The organism is Limosilactobacillus fastidiosus (genome assembly GCF_014145505.1).
Classification (GTDB): Bacteria; Bacillota; Bacilli; order Lactobacillales; family Lactobacillaceae; genus Limosilactobacillus; species Limosilactobacillus fastidiosus.
Genome location: NZ_JACIUZ010000015.1, coordinates 1 through 21541, shown reverse-complemented (window position 1 = coordinate 21541; position 21541 = coordinate 1). Strand labels below are relative to the sequence as shown.

Genomic DNA, 21541 nt, shown 5'->3' with positions numbered 1-21541 from the left:
TGGCTCTCATGTATGTTGGAAATAATAAATTAGTAGGAGAGGAACGGATCTGCTTTGTATGACTATTTAATTCTTACCGAAAAAACTAGTGAATTTGACCAATTTGTTCAAGCTTTAGGCGGGGAGACCGGCTTTTTTAATAATCATTCTTATAAATTAGTTCATGCTCGGGGACACTTGTTAGAGCTAGATGATCCCGAAAACCAGGTGATGCCTTCCCTTGCCGCCAAGTTTAAAAAGTGGAATTTGAAAAACATTCCTTGGAATCTACATGATTTCAGCTGGAAAAAGGTTCCTAAAAGAAATAAGAAAACTAAAAAGACAGATCGTCAGGTACTGAGTCTCTTAAAAGAAATTAAAGCAGCTAGTAATAATGCCGAAGCGATCGTGATCGCAACAGATACCGATGCGACAACTGGTGAGGGGGAATTATTAGCTTGGGAGATTATCAATTATATTGGGTGGCATGGTCCTGTATATCGAGAATACCACGCTGATGAAAGTCCAGCAGCCATTCAAGAAGCAATGAAGAATCTGCACGATGTCTCTAATCAAAATAAAGATGGGTGGTTTGTTAAAGGTAATACTCGTAATCGTTGGGACTATGGTTCGATGCAGTTAACAGAAGCAGCAACCTTATTAGTTCAGAACGCTGGTTATTACGTCAAAGTAGTTAATGAAGGACGCTTAAAATCAGTTGCTATTTCTTTAATTTACCAACGATTATTAGCTATTAAGAATTATGTGAAAAGGCCATTCTATGAGATTAAATTTAAGGATAATCAAGGCTTTATCTATTCCCGGAAGGTTGACAAAAACGATGAAGAGACAATCAAACAGATCCGTCACTTAGATAAAAAAGGTGCGATTGAAGAATCAAAGAATTACCAATCGCCAACTCCCGTGACAGTAGATAGTAAACAACTAAAGTTCCAGGTTCCCCATACTTTTACTGATTTAACTAAGTTAGACGGTACGCTTTCGCATAAAGGATATTCTAGTTCGATGATCCAGAATATTTACCAAGTTATGTACCAGAAGTATAAATTCCTATCATATCCCCGTTCAGACGATAAGACGGTTACACCGGCTCAATTTGACGAATTAGTCAAGAATCGTAATCAAATCGCTAATCTAGTTGGTATTGATCCTAACCTATTAACTCACTTAACTCCTAGAAAAGAGTTAGTAAAGAAGTCGGCAACGCATGGGGCTAATCGTCCGGGAAGTAAAGTTCCTCGATCTTTAGACGAAATCAGAGGAATCTTTAAGACAAAGAAAGAACAAGATTGTGCTGTCGATATTTACACTCAGGTAGCTGTCTGTGCGCTAGCTATCTTAGGTGAGAATTATGAGTGTTACCAAGTTAAGGCACATTTAACTAAGTATCCAGACTTTGTTTGTTCATATACTCAACCGGCTAATTACAACTATCGAATAATTCTTCAAGGGCAAACTAACTTACCGGAAAAAAAGCCAGATCCAGGTAAGGTGGCCCGAGGATTCATTTACTGTGGGGCTAATCCTAAACCAGCTTGGCCGACTAAGAAATGGTTATATGGTCGACTTAATAGCTACAAGTACAGTATTGGGACTCCGGCAACTCAACAATCTACGATTTCGTCAATTAGTGATCCTAAAGAGAATAGTTATTTATTGACGGCTAATAAAGAAAAACTAAATTTAACCCAACAAGGTCTTATGGCGGCCTTGATTGCTCAAGATACTTATATTGCTTCACCGCAAGTTACTGTTCAACTGTTCCAATTAATGCAGGCAGTCGGTGAGTTCAAGGTGAAGCCTGAAGCTGTTTTAGCAACCTTAGATCAAGTAATTAGCCATGACTTACCAGTAATGGTTAAAAATATAGACCTAATTAAGCAAACGATTCCGCTTCCTAAGAAAAAGGATCCTAAAGATTATGTCGACTTTGAATATCAAGGGAAAACAATTCACTTTAAGAAAATTTGGGGTAAGCATACCTTTACTAATGCAGAGCTACAAGCTCTTTCTCAAGGTGAGTCGATTACTTTTAAATATGGTCCTAAGTCAATTACTGGTAGTTTGGGGCCTAAAAAATTTCATGGTAAAACGTATATTAATTTTATTCCCGATTTTGATAAGAGTAATAAGAAAAAGTGAGGCATATTATGTTTGAAATTGAAGCAAAGTTTAAGAGTGCAAAGCCTAATCAAAGTAACGAAAAAAGCCATCTGTTAGTTAATTTTTCAACTAAGTCTGGTGATTTAACCTTAATTATCTCTTCTAAGCAATGGATGGATTATTTCGTTAACGATAGTCAACCAGAACCGGGCAGTGGCTGGAAGCTAAGGTTAGAAACAACGGTTATTCCTGAATTATCCCAAACAATGTTGAATCTCAAGAAAGCTAGTCCGATTGAAGAGCCATCTCTCAACCCGACAACAAGCCATAATGACCCCATTATTCTATGGCTCAATAAGATTTATAAGCGTTTAGGTAGCCTTGCAGTTTCATCGCAACAACAACCTTCACTTGGTTCACTAGATACTTTTGATACTCAAGAACCAGAAGATGATTTTTCTGCTTATGGATACAACTATCAACCTAACGTTAACAATGTAAGCTCTGAAGAAGACGATGAGGAACCACTGAGTGATGTTAAAACACCGGTGTCTCATGATTTTAATTTACATCAACAAAAGAAAATTGTTGATCCAGAAAAAGAAGCCCTTAACCAAGGAACTGGTTCGTCAATTACTAATAGTTTCTTTGATGATGAAGATGATAATGAATCCAATAATGATGCAGTTTTAGCCGATCAAGATACCCAATCATCAAGCGAGACTAGCAATAATGATAATGACACAACTGCTACAACTAATCTGATGGCTGATGACCAAGAACAAGATGTTGACCAACAAAATGGTCCCTTAGATGCCGGACCATTATCTGTTGACGTAAGCAGTGGACTATAACCCAAGGAGGCTTAGCATTGAGTGATAATCAACGTCTAGTTAAAAAAAATAGTTCTAAGACGAAAAAGATAAGTGTCTTAGAACGATATACCGATGATTTAACCGAAGCGGCCCAAAGAAATCCTAATAACTTTAAGGCGATTGCTCGTGATCAGGAAATGCGCCAAGTAGAGTATAACTTAGCTCGAAAGACCAAGAATAATCCAATCCTAATTGGTGATGCTGGGGTTGGTAAAACGGCAATTGTCGAAGGATTGGCTCGCAATATTGCCCTCGGAAAAGTTGGCCCGCAATTGGCTGGTAAGCATATTCGGGTGTTACAAATTGCCAATTTAGGACGAGAAGACCCCATCGGTATTTTTCTCAAGATTATTGAAGAAGTTAAAGCTAGTCACCGCCAAGTTATTCTGTTTATTGATGAAATTCATACCATTATGGGGGTTGATCAAGCTAATGGTGCGCTAGATTTGGGTGATGTCTTAAAGCCAGCGATGGCTCGGGGGGAAATCCAGTTAATTGGGTCAACGACACTCGATGAATATTACAAATTCATTGAACGAGATCCAGCGCTACAACGTCGTTTCCAACAGGTTAATGTTGAGGAACCAACACCAGAAACAGCAATTACCATTCTCAAAGGAATTCAAAAGAACTATGAAGATTACCATGACGTCACTTATACTGATGCAGCCGTAAAAGGGGCAGTCAATCTCTCGGTTCGCTATATTGCAGATCGCTACCTACCGGATAAGGCAATCGACTTATTGGATCAAGCTGGCGCAATTGCCGCTACTAAAAAGCAAAAAATAGTGGATTTAAAAGATATTGCCCTAGTTCTTCAAGAAATGCGGGGAATCCCAGTAACTACGGTATTAAGTAATGATTCTGAACGATTGCGTAAATTGCCTGGTAACCTCCGTAAACTGGTTAAAGGACAAGACCGGGCGATCAATGAAGTCTCTAATGCGATTGCAATTGCTAAAGCAGGTTTACAATCACCTAATCGGCCGTTAGCTTCGTTCTTATTCCTAGGAACAACCGGAACTGGTAAAACTGCCTTAGCCTTAGCACTTTCGTACTACTTATTTGATTCTTACCGCTCCTTAGTTCGATTTGATATGTCTGAATTTAGTGAACGGGATTCAATTGAACATTTTCAACATATGGTTACACAAACTCTGAAGAAACAACCATATTGTATTTTATTGTTAGATGAAATTGAAAAGTCGTGTACTCCAGTCCATGACCGCCTACTACAAATTCTCGATGCCGGAGAACTTCGTGATAGTCGAGGACGAACAACTAACTTTCGTAATTGCATTATTATCATGACCACTAACTTAGCTGCGGAACTAATTGCTGATCGCCAAAGCTATCAAGCCTCAATTGATGCGATTAAAGAAGTTAACACGGATGATGAAGATTCTACTTTAACGCTTGAACGGCGGCAAAAAGCATTTAGACAGTTAATTCAAGATGAATTAACTACCATCTTTCGACCGGAATTTGTTAACCGAATTGACCACAAAATTGTCTTTAACATGTTAACTCGGAATATTATCTTGCAAATTGCCAATCATGATTTACAAGTGCTTAACAAACGTTTAGCTAGCCGGGGATTCAAATTTGAGTATGGAAATGACGTCCTTAACTACTTAGCTGACGTTGGGACGGACATTGAGAATGGTGCTCGTCCACTTGAACGAAAAATAAATGAAGAATTTACATCAATTATTAGTATGGATGTCTTACAGCTTGAGTCGGATCCAAATAACAATCGTCACCGCATAAAGGCGTCCATTATTGATAATCGAAATGAATACCAACGGATGCCACAACAACGACACAACAAGAATGGTCGACAAATTAAATGGAGTTTATTGCCAGATGAGGAGAGTGTATTAAATGGCTAAGAAAGTTTTACTAGATTCAAACAAGACTAATAAACAAGTAGCGGCAGTCCTAAAAGCTCAGAAAACCTTAAAGGATGAAAAGGCTAAGCTGCGTTCCTCGCAAGAGGAAGAAACAGACAAAGCTTTTATTGAACTAGGAGAGAAAATTGTTAAACATTATCACATTAAGTCAGTGAGTGAATTAGATTCTTGGTACCGGAAAATCATTCAACAGGTACCATATAAAGAGCCACAAGAGTCACAACCATTTAATTCTGATAATTCAAACCAGTAAAACTAACTTCTTTGGCGAAAGATTGTATTTTTTAAATCATTACTATTCTAACCTCTGAACTCATTAATAAAGGAGGTTAGAGAGTAATGAAAACTTGGTTCGTGACTCAAGTCTTACCGTCACTTTACCTAAATGATGCATTTGATCGTGTAAAAAGTGGCCTTAATAATTTTGGTGGTAAGTTAACTGGTGTTCTGTTAATTTTTGGCGGAGTAATGATTGTTGTCGGTTCCTACTACTACAGTGGTGGTGAAGAAGGTAAATCAAAAGGTAAGAAAATTTGGCTTCGGGTAGGTGGCGCTGTAGCTATTGCTTTAATCGCCCTTGGAATTATTAGCTATATCCAGGACGTTATGGGTAGTGACGGCGGTTTTAGCTAAGCTTTAATTGTGTGAAAAAGTCTGGTATTTACCAGGCTTTTTTTGTGGCAAAAGTTGCTAAAGCTTAATACTCCCCTATGCTATTAGTGATTATAAATATATTAAGGAGATATTAAGGTATGGGTCTAATCAATAAATTATTTGGTCATGGTAAAGGCCTGCCCTTTGATGACCATTATCTGGTTCGCTTTGAGCTGGCTAAAGAATTTGCTCCGGAGAATAATGCAGAAGTAAAGAATGCCTTAGATTCTGTATCTGGTGAGCAAAAACAAAATAATAAACCGGCAATAAACGAAACATTACCATTTGCTAGTTTTGAAAGTGCTGAAGATTTTTTCATTAAGCTACGTGATATTGCAGCTAAAACAGCTAAACCAATTACTTTCGCTTACTTTAGTATTTGGGAATATGATCCTGATGAAAAGACAAAAGTTGGTAAAATTGGTTCTCCAGACGGTAATCCGCATGAAAAAATTCGTTTGGAAGGTGAAGGACATGAGTTCTTTATTTCTAGCGAGTATCAAAATATGACGGTTAAGATTTTTGAAGAGATCTTTAATGATCCTGAAAATAATGGTACTTATGAAGAGAAAATAGATTATTGTAATGAAATTCGAGATGCTTATTTAAGATCAACTCATTTATCTGAAAATGAGGTTGCCAAGCTTCCAACTGTTGAAGAAGCAGAGTCGGGTAACGTGAAATTAACAATTCCGGCTTTAGCTAATCCAAGTATGGTTAAGGATGATACTCCAGTCAGGGCAGATACCCCAATTTATGATCCAAGCTCTCAGTCACTCTATGATCCACATTCTCAATCAGCGACTGCAGCAATACCGGTAAATAACACTCCTAAAGAAGCTCCTGTTACTACTAATTCAAGCGCTAGTTCATTAATCGAATCAGTTAATAGCGAAGGTGTAAGGACCTTAGGCGTATCATCAACGGTTGCCGCACCAGCCAGTCAAACTCAGAGTGAAGCACCAAAGGTTGATCATAGTTTGACTCGAAGAACCATTCGAAAGAGCATTGAAGATCAAGCTCAAGATCAGGTGGCTAATGCTCAGACAAAGGGGCATGTGGAAGCTCCACAATTTAGTGTGTCCGTTTTTGATCCAGTTGAACCTGGTACTGAAGGATATGTTGATTATCAGGTTAATCAAAAACGGAAAACGTTTAATGTAGAACTACGCAAGATTGCTTCGCAAATTTCTGATAAGAACGAAAAGGCAATTATCAAAGATCGTCAGGAAGCTAGTAAAAAGGTTGATCAAGCAGTTAAGAAATTCCATGCTGAACACCAACATGACGATGATAAAATCTTTAGTGATATTCAAGCAATAATGCAAGAAAAAGCCAACGTTAAGATTGATGAAGCAAATCAAAAACTTGATATTGACCAACAAAAGCAACTTGATCAAGCCCAAGAAGCTTATCATGCACAAGTGCATGAAATTGAACATCAGACTAAAATCAAAAAACAAGATAGCGAAAGTTCAATTAACCAGAAGTACACTGAGCAAGCTGAGTCGATCTTTAAGGATCGCCTATCTAAACATGATGCAGAATTGCAAAAGGCTGAGGAAGAATTAGTTCAAAAGCTTTCTTTGCAACTGGAACTTAATGCTCGAACCCTATCTTCCCAATTACGTTCTGATGGTGATAAGGTTTTACAGGAAGCCTTCCATAAAATGAACGATGACTTGGATAAATTTAAGCTTAAGGCTATTCAAGAAAATAATAGCGCTAAAGAAGTTAACATCTCACAACAACGAGTTGAGAACGAAAAGCATCGGCTAGAATCACCATTTGAAGACTTGAAACAAGCCAATCAAAAATTACAAGAAGTGGAAAGACAATTGGGCTCAGTTACTTCTGAACGAAATAAGCTCCAAAAGATTAATGAAGACCAAGAAGCTCTCCTTCACGCTAATAAGCACACTATTGATGGCTTACATCAGCAGGTTAATAACTTAACTACCAAGCAGGCAAACGATAAAGTTAATAAGTCCAATACTGAAACTAATGAGATGATTGATAAATTAGTTTCTCTACAGGTGGCTAAGATGCTTGGTAACGATACGCCTAATTCTCAAGCTAGCGAAACTAATAAGCAACCAGCTAACTCGCCTGTAAGTGATCATCAGATGAAATTAATGCTTAAAGGATTCCGTCGATTAACTACTGGTTTGGTAGTCTTCTCACTACTACTTATTGGTGCTGGTGGGTATACCATTTACCATCAGCAGCAAGTTCATAATCAACAAATGGTTGAAATGACTAAAACGATGAATGCTAAGGTGGCCGCTGCTAAGAAGGCTACCCCGCAAAGTATTTCTCAAAGTGAAGCTAATAAGAAAGCATTAGTCGCACTCCATGAAAACTCACGGAGTAAACTAGCTAAATATTCCAATGAGAGGTACTATGACCTAGATAAAGCAATTATTGATAATGATGCCTCTGCAGCTAATGCAGCAGTTAAGGCGATGGAAAATGATTTGAAGATGAATGATCACTACCGAGCTACGCAGGCCCAAAACTTATTACAAACTGCTGGAAATAATTACTTGGCCACTCGGGTTGACGAGGCAAATTAATTATATCTGCTTATACCTTCTTAATACCTTAAAAGCTCAAAGGAATTTACGTCCCTTGAGCTTTTTTGGCGAAAGATTGGTAATGAGTTAGGAGCGGTAGTTTTAAGGTGAATTAAGAAGAACTCATCTTAATTTCAAAATTATACGAAATGAAGGGATATGCCTATGAAATCTAGTTATAGTAAGCTTTCTAGTCAATTTCTGTTGGCAGCTTTGTTAGCAACCGGATCATCAATTGGCTTTATGAATAGTCAATCATCAACTATTCATGCCGATGTAGCATCAGATTCACTTGAAGTTACGGACACCCAAGAAGTTGATTTTGTTGATCAACAAACAGGTAAAACAGTGGGACACCAGCAACTCACCTTAGCAAGTAACGGGAAAACCTTTGCAAATGATACTAAATTAAAGTTGCCAGATGGCTATAAGCGGACTGATAAGTTTGTTTATGATCTAGCCGAAAAAGGTGGCAAAGACAAGCATTATAGTGACAATGACGGGAAAGTCGTTTGGAATGTTTATGTAGCCAAGGATACTACGGATAATGATGATGTTACCGTAAAGGGAAAAGCTGGAAGGCAAATCACTACTAAGACGACTACTAGCGATGATGGGTCAACAGTGGTAGTCACAACTACAATTACTACTAAAGGGAATAAGTCAACTACTAAACCAGCTGATGACAGTAGTACTTCGTCAACGGATTCGATGGATCCTAATAGTGACAGTTCATCTAGTACTAGCAGCAAGGATTCTAGTAGTAATTCATCAACTTCCAATAGTCAGAATTCTAAGTCAGACGCTGGTTCGGCTAAATCCAGCAATTCAGCTAGTTCAATAAAGCAATCAAATGCTACTTCATTGATGGATCCTAATGGTAGTAGTTCATCAGCCAACTCAGCTTCGACTCAAAGCTCTCAAGCAAATACTACTTCGTCTACTAATGATCAGGCTAAATCAGCTAATGAAAGTGCCGATAAGACAACAGCACTTCCAGATCCTAACAGTAGTACTAATGGGAGTGGTACAGCCGCTTCAAACTCAAATGGCACTAGTTCAGGAGCAAACTCCGGTTCTAACTCCAGCGCTAGTTCTTCTTCAGCTTCCAGTAATCCAAGCAATGCTAACGGTGGAGGAAGTTCTGCAGGTAGTGCTAACGGTGCTCAAAGTAATGGACAAGGTGCTCAGACTTTGCCCCAAACTAGTGCTGATCAGGCTCAACCAGCAGTTGAAAAGGGAATTGGTTTAGCCATGAGTGGTATATTAGCTGGTATTGGATTAGGTCATGTAATTAAGCGTTGCCGAGAAGCCAAAGAGAAAAAATAAAAATTAGGCAGTACTTTTAGTACTGCTTTTTTATTTGGCGAAAGATTGTCGATTGAGGTAACCGTCTTAATCTAGCTCTGATGAATTGAAAAGGAGCCTTTCAAAAATGATATTGCATCATGATTACGATAAAGAGCGCCAAAGAAAAGAGGAAAAACCACATTTTCTCGGTTCTCCAGGTGGTCTTGTATTTATGTACTTAATAACAATTGTTATCTCCAGTATTGTCATGTGCTGGCTTACCGGAGTTCTTGGTGGAGTTTGGACGTTCTTCCAAGATCCAGTAACTAAAAACGGCTTACATGGCTTATTCCTTGGTCAAACTAATGCAACTTATGGAAATGAATTAGATCAGGCTACTTCAATAAGCAATTTAGGAAATTTCGCCATTGCTAAGCAATTTCCAGTAATTTTCTTAGTTTTAGAGATTACTTTTATAATTTTCTGGTCACGACCAATTTTACGAATTCACGCTCGCTGGCGACCACGACAAGCTAATCAATATGGTAATGACCGGCTAACGTCTGAACCAGAAATTTTACGTCAATATCCGATGATTGCCGATCGGGATCTTGAATTTCCGGGATACGGCGGAGTGCCAGTTGCTCACTTCCAACCATGGTCAATCTTTATTAAATACCATCCAGTGCTTTTTGTTCGTGATTACTTAAAACCTTGGTTGTCACATACAACTAAGGTTACTAAAGGGTTTTATGCAATCGACCAAACTACCGTTAATACTTTAGGAATTGGTACTACTCGTTCTGGTAAGGATGAGACTGAAGTTACTCCATTAATTGATATTTTGTCTCGGGCAGCTAAGAAGTGCTCCATGGCAATTTTTGACCCCAAGACGGAAACATTAGCGAAGACTTATTTAAACCTCAAAAAACGAGGATATGAAATTGCTGTGCTAAACGTTAGTGATACTAACTATTCAATGTCGTATAACCCACTCCAAGCAGTCATTAATTATGCTAAGGATGGTTATTATGATGAAGCGCAAGAAGCAATTAACTCGCTAGCTACGACAATTTATGCTGATCCCAATGCTAAAGATAAGTTTTGGCAAGAATCTTCAATCAACCTGCTGAGTAGTCTTGTTTTAGCCTTAATTGATCATGCAGAACGAAACAACCGGAATTGGAAAGAGATAACGATGGATAACGTTATCCATATGATGACTGACTTAGGTGGGAAAGAAGTCCTGATTAATAAAGAGGGACAAATTATCCCGGGTAAGGATGACGATTTACCAGAAGTTGACGATGACAAGCCAATTGCTAAGAAGCCCATGCTAGTTATGTACTTTACTAAGTTACGTCAACTGCAGTCTTCAAGTTATAGTCGTTGGCGTCAAATGGCGCTTGATTCATTTGCCCAAAGTAAATTCTCAGGTGACGAAACTCAAGGGAACATTTATAGCTCGGCGATCGGGCCGATTAAGATTTACCTGCAAACCAGTATTGGTCGTTTAACTTCATTAAATACTTTGGACTTTGAACGGCTAGGTTTCCCTCGGCGATTAAAGTTAGTATTTCCTAAAGAATATCGCTTTAGTACCGCAATTATTAAGATTACTGATTCAACGGGAAAAGTAATTGAAACTAACAACTGTTCGGTAGATAAGTTATGCCATTTAGATTATGCCGTTCGAGAGAAACTACCGGAAAACTTTAAGATTGGAGTGTCCTTTAATTTCCGACGTAATAAAACAGTAATTATGAATGATTCAGTGACTTTTGCAGGTCGAAAAGTTTTCAAACGCAAAGGACTGGCTCGAAATAATTATGTTGTTGATGAATACAGCCATAAACCAGTGTTAAGTCGGGTATCGCTATCGGTTGCTAATAATCAACTCCATGGGGAATTGATCAAAACTGAATTTGATTACTCAGAAGCTCCGGTGGCATTATTTATGGTTACACCGCCAAATAATCCTTCTTATAACCAAATTCCAGCGTTTGCGGTTGATCAAATCTTTAATGCCTTATGGAAAATGGCAGAAAAGAATGGTCGTAAATTGGTCACCCGGACGCACATTATCGGAAACGAGTTTGGTAATATTCCAACAATTAATAAGATGGAAACAAAGATTTCAATTGGTCTATCTGCTGGAATCTTATTTGATATTTTTGTACAGAACCTTGAGCAACTTGAGGATCACTATTCAAAGAGCCAGGCCGAAACAATTAAATCTAATTGCGCTAATTGGCTCTATATCTTAACTAATTCTGACAAGACGGCACAAACTATTTCTACTCTGGCTGGTAAACGAACAGTTGATGTTACCAGCAATAGTAGTAAACGTGGTGATTCACAAAGCGGAAATGTAAGCAGTTCTTATATTAGTCAACCGATTCTCTCACCAACCGAGTTAACCAATTTCATGGGTGGTGAAATGTTAACGCTCCGGACGACTTATCGTCAAGATCAAAAGGATCATTCGATCATGGCTTATCCAATCTTTGCCCACGGGGTTACTAAGATGCCATTCATCCATAAGTTTCTTCAAGATGAATACAATGATGGACAAACAGTTGCGGATATTGGGATCAAGGCTCCTCATCGTAATTTAGACTTAGACAAAATCAGAATTAATTATGACGATGCTTATTTACAACTAATTTCAACTGATACCGATGATGACACAGAAGCTAATGAAGAAAGTGGAAGCTTTGCACCATCGGAATCAGAGTCAAAGACAGAAACCGGTGAATCACAGAAGAATGTTAACGCTAATGTTTCTGACGCTAGTTTTCAAATCAGTCAAGAGACTACGAAAATAGACGATGAATCAGAAGATAAGCCAATATTTGATGAGTTCATCTTAGATAATCACCGCTTCTTAACTGATATAAATGCCTTGATTTATAGCTATCTTAAGGATGTTCCACCTTCGGAAGTTCGCCAAGAATTTTTCAATCGGACTTATGACTTTTGGCGTGATCCAAAACATAACGATTGGGAATATCTAAGAGAATTGTTTGCTGGCAACTCAGAGTTATATAACTCACTTCGAGAAGTGATTAACCAAAAAATTAATAATTTAATGAAAGGATGAGAAAGTTGGACTTAATTGCACTAATTAAATATGCCCTAACCAAGCTATCGTTGTTTGCAATTACAGAGACTTCGTTCAGTACGGCAGCTGCTGGAGGTCCCTATACTAAAATTCCTGATGGTGATACGGGCACAGTTATTAATTTCTATATAAACTGGTCTTCCTATTTGCATTTAAACTATGGCTTTCTTCACGCTACTTATGGTTATCTCCAAAAAGCAACAGTTAATCTTCTATTTAGCACTGATAGAGGACTAGAAGATATTTACGATACAGTTTTTAGCTTTCTAGGCTGGGAAGGGAATATCTCTAATTCTAGTGGCCCCTTGTATGGACTATGGTATTTCTTTCAATTTATGGGTTGGTCATTACTAGCGCTTGGGTTACTTATTGTTGCCTTTCAGTCATTAATGCATCGCTCTGACTGGGGAAAAATTGGTACAAATGTGGTGTTGGCTGCAATGACAATGACTTTGTTACCAATGATGATGCAAATGTTTAATACAGTTGCTGTTGATGCTGAAAGTGCAATTAAGAGTGTCAAGGGTACCGAAATGACAACTGATATTGCTGTGCAACCAATAAAAAACAATGTAATAGATTTAAGTACCTTAATTAGACGTGACTTTGGTAATTTCAAGTATAAACCTGAAGCTAAGAAAATTCGGAACGTAGCTAATTGGAATGTTATTAATTCTCCTAAAGCAGTTAAAGAAATGGACTTTGGTCAGTACTTAGATAAGAAGACGATGAATGATGATTTAAAGCTAAGCAAGTATAAGGCTGGAGAAGCGGCAATGAACTACCACCTTGAAGATGAACATAATCAAGTTGGTGGTGGCTATATCATTGCTAAGAATTCTAACGCTGGGTTGGGGACCTTGAATGATAGATATTATTCACGATATTCGGTTAACTGGATCGGGCTTATTGGTCAGAGCCTTATTATTGGCGTTGTCCTCCTTATTGCCGGTATTCGTGTATGTAAAGATTCCTATGAACTAACTCTAATGAGTTTTATTGCTCCTTTGGTAGCTTATCGAAGTATCAGGTCTACTAAAAAATTAAGGGATTTAATCTCTTCGATTGCAGGTATGTATACTTCAATTGTCTTTATGATGGCTTTAATTCGGGTCTACTTAATTGGATTAGTGGTGTGCCAGGCTAAGGTTCCTGGTATGAACTGGTTCGAACGAAGTATTGTTATTCTGATGCTATATGCCGGTGGAGCATTTGCTATGTTTGGTGGCCTTAATTACCTTGAGCGAGTAACGGGGGTATCTCAAGGCCTATCTGATGAAGCAGGACAAGCAATGGCTGTTGGCGCATTAGGTGGTGCTGCGGTTGGTGCCACTGCAGGACTAGCCGGTGGTGCGATGGGTAAAGTTGGCGGTGCTGTTAGTCGATTTAGTAATAATCGGAGCAATAGCAGTCTAACCAGCGGTAATAGTCGGACAAACGGTATTAATAGTAGTCGTAATAAGTCTAATGGTCAAAACGATACTCATGGTATTTCAAGCACTCGTTCGCAACAAAACGGTCAAAATAATCCACAGACAACAAATACTAATCAGCAGAATCAAAAAGGCGGTTCACAGAATAACCAGAACAACCAAACTGGAATCTCTAAGTCTGGTGATCGGAATAGTCAAAATAGTGCTAGCCAATCTGGAGGTCAAAACGTTAATGGTGGAAACCAAGGAACTAATAGTTCTAATGTTAACAATGGCTTCACCAATAATAATGAAGCAAATAATGGCATTAGTGGTCAAACACCTGATAGTCAAAATCAGAATGGTTGGTCAAATGACTTTGGTCAAAACGGTATTAGTAACGATCAAGACATGAGTCCTGTTTCAGATGATCCAACTAATCAAAATCCAATTGGAATTGATTCTAATGATCCTACTCAAAATATGAATATGGATCCTAATGCTAATGTGGCGGAAGATCCTAATAATCATGGTCTTGATAATCCTGAATCTGAAAATAGTTGGGAAAATGATCCTAACTTAAACAGTAATGATAAGTTTGATCCAAACGGACAGAATGGCATTGGTAATCAAAACGGCTTTCCAAAAGATGATAGTTTTGAAGGCCAGTCAGATTGGCTTAATGATATGAGCTCTGGTCAACCGCAAGGAGAAAAGCCGTCATTTGATGAAGGTACTACTAGTTCAGCCACTTCTTCAGATGTTGGGCAAACTCAATCAACAAGTACCGGTACTTCAACACCAAATGCAGGTGTACGCATTGGTAATACACTTCAATCTACCGGCAATCGGGTTTCTAATGTCTCAAGATCCGTTCGACAACATTCAACTCAATATCTTAAGAATCACCGATTCAATATTGGAACTGGGAATCTTCATGGTCGTGATAGCGACCAATTAGATTAATAAAAAGGTCAGCTGTAAAGCTGGCTTTTTTAGTTGGCAATTGTTGTATACAGAATTAATTTACGTAATATCTAAGTGATTTAACAAAGAGGAAAGGATAGTTTTAGCAATGAACGATAACTATGGGGTTGTTAGTGGAATTGGCGAAGGAATTAAAATTGGCCTGTTCTTCATAAAGGATATTTGCTGTCTAGCAGCGGTAATAGTTCCAGCTTATTTAATGATGAACAATGGTTTTCCACCTACTGAAAAACCTAAAAGTCTCCTGTTCTTTATTGTTGCAATTGTGTTCGCCTTCTACTTAGATTTACACCCACTTACTAATCCGGGTAAAAGAAACTACGAAGTTATTTGGATGCTGCTCAAGGATCGAAAACCAAAAAGCTACAAATCATTTGGCTACTATGAATTTCGACCTTTAGAAAAATTAAAGGAGGAATGGTCTCATGGTAATTCAAACTAATAAGAAAACAAAAGTTGGCAGAATCGGCAGTAATAAAAAGAAAAATGATTTGTCTGATTTACTAAAATTCAATGGATCTGATCCTAATTTGGATTCGTCAATCCTCAAATTATTTAACTACAAAGCGATTACAGCTGACCATGATCATTTAATTGTTGCTCGTGATGGAAGCTATATGGATTTAATTAATATTCGAGGTTATGGTCTTTATTCCCTGACTTATGAACAACAAAATATCGTCCTGAGTGATTACCACAGATTCCTCCAAGTCTTCTTACCAGATCATAAATACATTATTACGCCATTTCCAGTGGATACTAGTCCGCAAAAAAGTTTCTGGGGTGAACGCTATATCAAGGTAAGTAATCAGTTACGAAGAGAAACTAATGCTATTCGACGTAAACAGTTGCAAACGCAACTTTATTACATCCGGATTAAACAGAATAACAACATTTTAGTTGAACAAATGCTTCATTCTGAGGAATTTTACCTATTAATTTTTGGTAAGGATAAAGAAGAAGTGCGAGATAAGCGTAGCTCGTCAATTAATTCTGGTGGTGAAGCATTAATTATGAACCAGATTACTTTGGAAAAGAAGAAAGAAATTTTGTTTAGAATTAATAATCTAAATACAGAAATTAAGTAGGAGATGAAAAGGGTGAAAGGAAAAGAGATTAGACGATATGAAGAAGCTGGATATGATCTTGATTTCTTAGCAAAAGTTCAAACTCAAGGGAATTTACGAGTACATGGTCGGTATATTGAGATGGGAGATGGCTTCCTAACCTGCTTACGAGTTTATCGTTATCCTTCTCAAGGTTTAGGTCGATTTTGGGGAGTACCGTTAACTAATAATATGAACACAATGAGTGTTGTTTCTGTGGGAACCGAAGATCAAGAAGCAATTCAAAAAGCGATTGACTCAGCTGCTGGTGAAGAGTACTCCCGTATTTCCGGGAAAAATAAAGTTATTGATAACTTAACTGCTGGTGGGAAATATGAGGACTTACGTAATTTATTAATTAAGATGACTCGGCAACATGAAATTGTGAAGCGACTATATATCAGAACGTTTGTCTATGCTGAAACAATTGAAGAACTTGATAAGCGTTGCCGAAAGATTATTCATGATAATCATGAGTTCAGATTTGGACGCTACAGTAGTGAGCAACTTGATGATTTTCAAAGCATCTTTGTTCCGACAATGAGGGAAAAAGGAATGGTAAATAAGCCAGAAGGTACCCCAATTGATGCTGAGAACCTGACCGGATTTTATCCTTTCAATCACGTTAAGTTGGATGATCCTCATGGTTCTTATTATGGCTATACCAAAACTAATGGGGAAGTTATGTTTGATCCGTTCCAACGAGACGATATTCGGACACGATCATTCTTTTTTGTTACCGGTAACGCTGGTATGGGTAAGTCAACCTTACTAAAGAAAATGAATGACGATGTATTCGCTCGTGGCGCTTTTATTCGCAATTTTGATGTTTCCTCGGAATACTCTGCGCAAACTAAACGTCAATCAGGAGTAGTAGTTGACTTAGCTCGGCCGGAATTTATGATTAATCCATTTGAAATTTTCCCAACAGAAATTAACGAAGATGGTAGTAGTAATGAAATTAGCTCATTTAACCGGCAAATTACGAAACTAAAGAATATGTTACGGTTCTTTAATCCTAAGGTTAATGACGATGATCTCGGGGTGTTTGAACAATGGCTTAATAAGTTCTATGTCGCTCAGAATGTCTGGGTTGCTAATGCCGCTAAGGTTCAACCAGATATTAAGGTAACCAATCTTTATTTACCTAAAGATGCTTACCCAACCCTTGAAGATTTTGTCTTATTTGCTAAAGAACAGAAACGAAAAGCAACGAGTGATATACGACGGCGACCAACCGATATGGAACAACGTTCAATGGTACGAATTGTTAATACTTTTGAAGGACTATTAAATAATAAACGTTCTATGTTTGAAGGCTATACCAAATTCCCGGACTTAAGTAATGAACAAGTTGTTACTTTTAATTTACAAAGCCTTAATGCACAAGGAAAAAATGTTTTTAATGCACAAATTTATCAAGTATTGACCTTACTTGAAGGAGAAATCATTAAAAATGGTTTGAGGCAACGACAATTACTACAAGCTGGAAAGATTACTGAAGATGATGCCAAGTGGTACTACTTGAACCTTGATGAAGTTGAAAATTTGATTAATCCACACTTCTCATATGGGGTTGAATTTTTGGCTTCAATGATGGAACAAATGCGGAAGAACAACTGTGCAATTACAATGGCGGCACCTACGATTAAAGATTTAATCGTTAATGTTAGTTCAGATAGTCCGTACATTATTGCTGTTCAAAAGATCTTCTCACTATTCCAAATTAACTTTTTCTTCCAAATTTCTAATGATGACTTACCACGATTAAAGGTTGCACTCGGTAAGTCAATGTCAATGGCTGAACTTCAAGGTTTGACCACGTTGCGACGAGGAGAGTGCCTAATGAACATTAACGGTGATCGTAATATTCGATTCTATGTTCAACTTTCTGATGAAGAAAAGAAAGTCTATGGAGGCGGTATGTAATGGCGATTACTAAAAAAGATTCAAAGAAGCGTCATCGTTTCCCTCATCCATTAAAAGCAGCAAAGTATAACTATCAAGACTTTCAAAAAAGGTCTAAGGATTATGTAAGAGCAAGAGCTGATTACATAAAAAATAATGATGAAGAAAATGATCGAAATACTAATCAACAGTCGGACCGGGTTAATATCAGTTTTTTGATTTTTATGATGGCTTTTGCGCTACTTCTTGGCCTTTTTAAGTTATTAGATTGGCTTTAAGAGGTGAACTAAATGCAAAAAAGAATAAAAAACCATTGGATGATTATTACTGCTGGGATAGTAGGATTTGGTGTCTTCTTGCTTTTATTAGGTGGCCTTGTTTCAGGGTTGTTCGCACTAGAAGCAGGAAATTGTAAGGGAGACTCTAATGATATGAGTCCTAATGGTGACGTAACTAGTTCTGCTAATTTGAATGATAACGCAAAGAAAATCTTTGATTATTTCGTTAAAAATCTGGGCTTTTCCGGAGCAGGAGCTGCTGGGGTTGTTGGTAATGCTTCGATTGAGTCGGGATATGATCCTAAAGCAAATGGTGGAAGTGTTAAGGGCATCTTTCAGTGGGGTGCTGGTGGAATTAACGGTGACCGGCTTCATCAAGGTGGCTTTATTAAAAGTGATGCTGATTTAACCCTTGAAAATGAACTAAAGCTAGCAGCCTATGAATTAGCTCACAGTTATGCTTCTGTTAAGTCTAAGGTTGGACACGCAACCGATCCTTCAGAAGCTTCTAAAATTTGGCAAGATGAATATGAACAAGCACCTGGCCAAAAGACCGCTGAACGACAAGCGGTTGCCCGAGAGGCTTATCAAAAATTTGGTGGCTCTACTATTAGTGCTAATGACAGTTTGCTTGGCAATGTTGTTGCTGCTGGTGATGCTGGTGCAAATTCTGATGCTGCTTCTGGTCAAGCATGTCCGAACGGATCAGAAGGAGAAGGTAGCGGTGAGATGCTTGATATAGCAAAGAAATTATTAGGCTACTTCTCATACGCTTATGCTCGTCCAGTTTTGCAGAACACTATGAGTAATACTAGTAGTCATAGTGTTTCAGATGTCCGTCATGATGGTCAAACTGACTGTTCTGGCTTCGTTTGGTTAGTTTGTTATCTAGCTGGCTATAAGGTTCCGGCCGGTGGTTGGTATACCGGTTCTATGTATCAAGATGCAACCGGCCCTCATCAGTACTTAAAGCAAGTTGATGAAAGTTCTGCCAAAGCTGGTGATATTGTGGTTTGCGGAGGCCCAGGTTCAACAGGCGCTGGTGGGCACACCGCTATTCTTGCTGAAAACTGGCATGGTATGAGTACCAAGGTGATTAACGAAGGTGGGGGTGGCGATGATGTTAACGAACACACCTTTGAATATGCGTTTGGTACTGCCCTTGGGAATGACCAACGGATCTTCTGTGAACCTGTTGCCAAAAATTAAGTATTGGGGTGAAATAAATTGAAGAAAACAGGCGTTTTATATGTAATTGCGGTAATTACCATTATTTTTGGGATTCTATCGTGGCCCAGTGGAAAAAAGCTTAAACAAGCACAAGCAAACTTAAGCTCAACCAATGCTCAAATTAAAAAATATAAGGAGCAAGCTAATAATATTACTCCTCAGGATAAAAATTTTGATCTGCAGTTAGCAGAACAAAATGGGGAAAACAAAGTTAACGAAGGTATTGGTTTGGCTTTAGGTGGAATCCATTCTGATGATGATTTTAATAAGAATAAGGATAAATTAGTGTCTGATTTGGGATCCAAGTTAACCAAAGAGTTAGTTGGATACTCACAAGATCGAAATACTCGAAAGTACATTACTAGTAAAAATGATGGGGTAGTTACTACCTTTAGCAAAATGGGCAATCCCAGTGAAGTTAATTTTGAAACTTATACACAATTTGAACGAGAAGACGGTACCAAAAAATACATACTAGTTGAAGGAACATATGATTTAAAAGCCGGAAAGGTTTTAACGGCAACAGTTAGTCCGTTATCAGAACAACCTTCTAATCACGTTCAGTCGGGAGATGAAAATTAATGAATAATAAATCTCTACCTATTATATTGATCGTCCTTGGTAGTCTTTTAACTGCAGGTGGGGTTCAAAATAGTCATCAAACTGACGCTAAATTGGCTAGAATAAATAGCACGTTAAATAGTCGAAAACAGGTTTTGAAGAATTATCAAACAAAAGTTGAAAATCCTTTGTTAGCTGATAAAGCCAAAACGCCTGCACAAAAGAGTACACAAACCCAATTAAATACTAATAATGAAATGTTTAAAGCAGCTAATGGATTCTTCTCGGTGGCCTTTAATTTTAGTAGCCAGAAAGAATGGAACCAACGAAAAAATAATGCTAGTCGTTATGCTACTGACGATGTACTTAATGATAAGAAGCTATTTAATTCTGGGAAAGATGTAACTGGTAATAGCATTATTGAAGCACAAAAGGTAGTTTCTACTTTTAATTCAGTCAATTTATCTACTAATACCATTAACAACAATGACCACTCGTTAACGGGGTTAGCTAAGGTTAGTTATTCTGCTTCAACTGATAATCATAGTCCGGCCCAGCATACTGATATTTATCTATTAAAATACGATTTACACCAGCATAAATTATCTTTGGTACATCGTATTGGAGAATTAAGTAGTGAGGATAATTAAAATGAAGCATAAGATTTATTTATTTCTAAAAAGCGATGGATTCACTGTTATCAGCTATTTTCTTTGTTTACTATTGGCAACTTCCTTGGTACCAGTAGTAGGAAGTAAGGTAGCATTAGTTCAAGAATTGTTACTACTAGGATTATTACTGGTATTAATTTTACTTCATCGAAGTACTTTATTAAGAAAGATGGATAAAAAACTAGTGCTTAAAGGATTCATTTGGGGACTTACTAGTTTAATTGTAGAAGGATTAATAATTATCAGTATTATTCTGATAACTAAGGTATCAATTCCATCGCAAAATACCTCAGGGGTAATGACCGCCATTAAGAAGTACCCACTATTTATTGCCTATACGATTTTAATTGCCCCAATGGTTGAAGAACTAGTCTTTCGTGATTCTTTCTTTACGATCTGCAGTAAATATTTAGCAGAATTTCTAAAAGGTAAAAATAAGACTGTTTGGATTAACGCCATAGCTGCATTAATTACTGCTTTTATCTTTGCCGGGTTACATGCAGATAATGCTGTAGGGGAGTATGTATTGGTTAGCTTATTCTTTCAATGGCTTTTCTACCATTACAAAGATATTCGAGTAAGTATGATTGCACATATAACTTTTAATTTGAGCACCTTATCATTACTACTATTTTTCTAATTAATACAAGCAATTTGCAGATTCTCAAAAATAATTTAAAATTATACTTGCAATAAATTAGATTCTCTGATATATTTATTATTGTTGTCGGAGGGTTGATATTCTTGGTAAGAATATTACGGTAAAGTTTTTTGTTTAATAGTTCATCTTTGGTGCTTTAAACGATATATTTGACTGATATTAAAGCTTTTCCTTTTACCTCCTTCTCCGTTT

Annotated in this window: 17 protein-coding genes; all 17 read left to right on the top strand. The window is 37.6% G+C overall.

Annotation, left to right across the window (positions count from 1 at the left end; translation table 11 throughout):
- The first annotated feature begins 54 nt into the window (after positions 1 to 54).
- The 17 genes from H5R64_RS01065 to H5R64_RS00985 all read left to right on the top strand — a co-directional run bounded on the left by H5R64_RS01065 (position 55) and on the right by H5R64_RS00985 (position 21328).
- Positions 55 to 2142, top strand: coding sequence for a DNA topoisomerase (locus tag H5R64_RS01065; protein ID WP_182580053.1), 2088 nt, complete (start codon positions 55 to 57; stop codon positions 2140 to 2142).
- 8 nt (positions 2143 to 2150) lie between these two features.
- Complete coding sequence (locus H5R64_RS01060) at positions 2151 to 2957, top strand: hypothetical protein (RefSeq protein WP_182580052.1); 807 nt, start codon at positions 2151 to 2153, stop codon at positions 2955 to 2957.
- 17 nt (positions 2958 to 2974) lie between these two features.
- On the top strand, positions 2975 to 4870 hold the full coding sequence (locus H5R64_RS01055) for an AAA family ATPase (protein ID WP_231797891.1): 1896 nt from the start codon (positions 2975 to 2977) through the stop codon (positions 4868 to 4870).
- Complete coding sequence (locus tag H5R64_RS01050) at positions 4863 to 5144, top strand: hypothetical protein (protein WP_182580051.1); 282 nt, start codon at positions 4863 to 4865, stop codon at positions 5142 to 5144. The genes H5R64_RS01055 and H5R64_RS01050 overlap by 8 nt, the downstream gene beginning before the upstream one ends.
- A gap of 86 nt (positions 5145 to 5230) precedes the next feature.
- Positions 5231 to 5524: a hypothetical protein gene (locus H5R64_RS01045; RefSeq protein WP_182580049.1), complete on the top strand. Its 294-nt coding sequence runs from the start codon at positions 5231 to 5233 to the stop codon at positions 5522 to 5524.
- Between the two features lie 119 nt (positions 5525 to 5643).
- Positions 5644 to 8121: a coiled-coil domain-containing protein gene (locus H5R64_RS01040; protein ID WP_182580047.1), complete on the top strand. Its 2478-nt coding sequence runs from the start codon at positions 5644 to 5646 to the stop codon at positions 8119 to 8121.
- Positions 8122 to 8286: 165 nt separating this feature from the next.
- Positions 8287 to 9450, top strand: coding sequence for a hypothetical protein (locus tag H5R64_RS01035; RefSeq protein WP_182580045.1), 1164 nt, complete (start codon positions 8287 to 8289; stop codon positions 9448 to 9450).
- A gap of 106 nt (positions 9451 to 9556) precedes the next feature.
- Complete coding sequence (locus H5R64_RS01030) at positions 9557 to 12514, top strand: VirD4-like conjugal transfer protein, CD1115 family (protein ID WP_182580043.1); 2958 nt, start codon at positions 9557 to 9559, stop codon at positions 12512 to 12514.
- 5 nt (positions 12515 to 12519) lie between these two features.
- On the top strand, positions 12520 to 14913 hold the full coding sequence (locus H5R64_RS01025) for a pLS20_p028 family conjugation system transmembrane protein (protein WP_182580041.1): 2394 nt from the start codon (positions 12520 to 12522) through the stop codon (positions 14911 to 14913).
- A 109-nt stretch (positions 14914 to 15022) separates the two neighbouring features.
- Complete coding sequence (locus tag H5R64_RS01020; RefSeq protein WP_182580039.1) at positions 15023 to 15376, top strand: hypothetical protein; 354 nt, start codon at positions 15023 to 15025, stop codon at positions 15374 to 15376.
- The gene (locus H5R64_RS01015) at positions 15360 to 16022 is read left to right on the top strand and encodes a hypothetical protein (RefSeq protein WP_182580037.1); all 663 of its coding nucleotides are present in this window, start codon (positions 15360 to 15362) and stop codon (positions 16020 to 16022) included. The genes H5R64_RS01020 and H5R64_RS01015 overlap by 17 nt, the downstream gene beginning before the upstream one ends.
- 3 nt (positions 16023 to 16025) lie before the next feature.
- Positions 16026 to 17969, top strand: coding sequence for a conjugal transfer protein (locus tag H5R64_RS01010; RefSeq protein ID WP_220476657.1), 1944 nt, complete (start codon positions 16026 to 16028; stop codon positions 17967 to 17969).
- Positions 17969 to 18226 carry a hypothetical protein gene (locus H5R64_RS01005; protein WP_182580033.1) on the top strand — a complete coding sequence of 86 codons (258 nt, stop codon included), beginning with the start codon at positions 17969 to 17971 and terminating at the stop codon, positions 18224 to 18226. The genes H5R64_RS01010 and H5R64_RS01005 overlap by 1 nt, the downstream gene beginning before the upstream one ends.
- A gap of 12 nt (positions 18227 to 18238) precedes the next feature.
- Positions 18239 to 19435: a phage tail tip lysozyme gene (locus H5R64_RS01000; protein ID WP_182580031.1), complete on the top strand. Its 1197-nt coding sequence runs from the start codon at positions 18239 to 18241 to the stop codon at positions 19433 to 19435.
- An 18-nt stretch (positions 19436 to 19453) separates the two neighbouring features.
- A complete protein-coding gene (locus tag H5R64_RS00995; RefSeq protein ID WP_182580029.1) occupies positions 19454 to 20038 on the top strand; it encodes a hypothetical protein in 585 nt (194 codons plus the stop codon).
- Positions 20038 to 20667 carry a hypothetical protein gene (locus H5R64_RS00990; RefSeq protein WP_182580027.1) on the top strand — a complete coding sequence of 210 codons (630 nt, stop codon included), beginning with the start codon at positions 20038 to 20040 and terminating at the stop codon, positions 20665 to 20667. The genes H5R64_RS00995 and H5R64_RS00990 overlap by 1 nt, the downstream gene beginning before the upstream one ends.
- 1 nt (position 20668) lies before the next feature.
- Positions 20669 to 21328 (top strand): CPBP family intramembrane glutamic endopeptidase, encoded by a 660-nt coding sequence (locus H5R64_RS00985; RefSeq protein WP_182580025.1) that lies wholly within the window; start codon positions 20669 to 20671, stop codon positions 21326 to 21328.
- Positions 21329 to 21541: the final 213 nt, after the last annotated feature.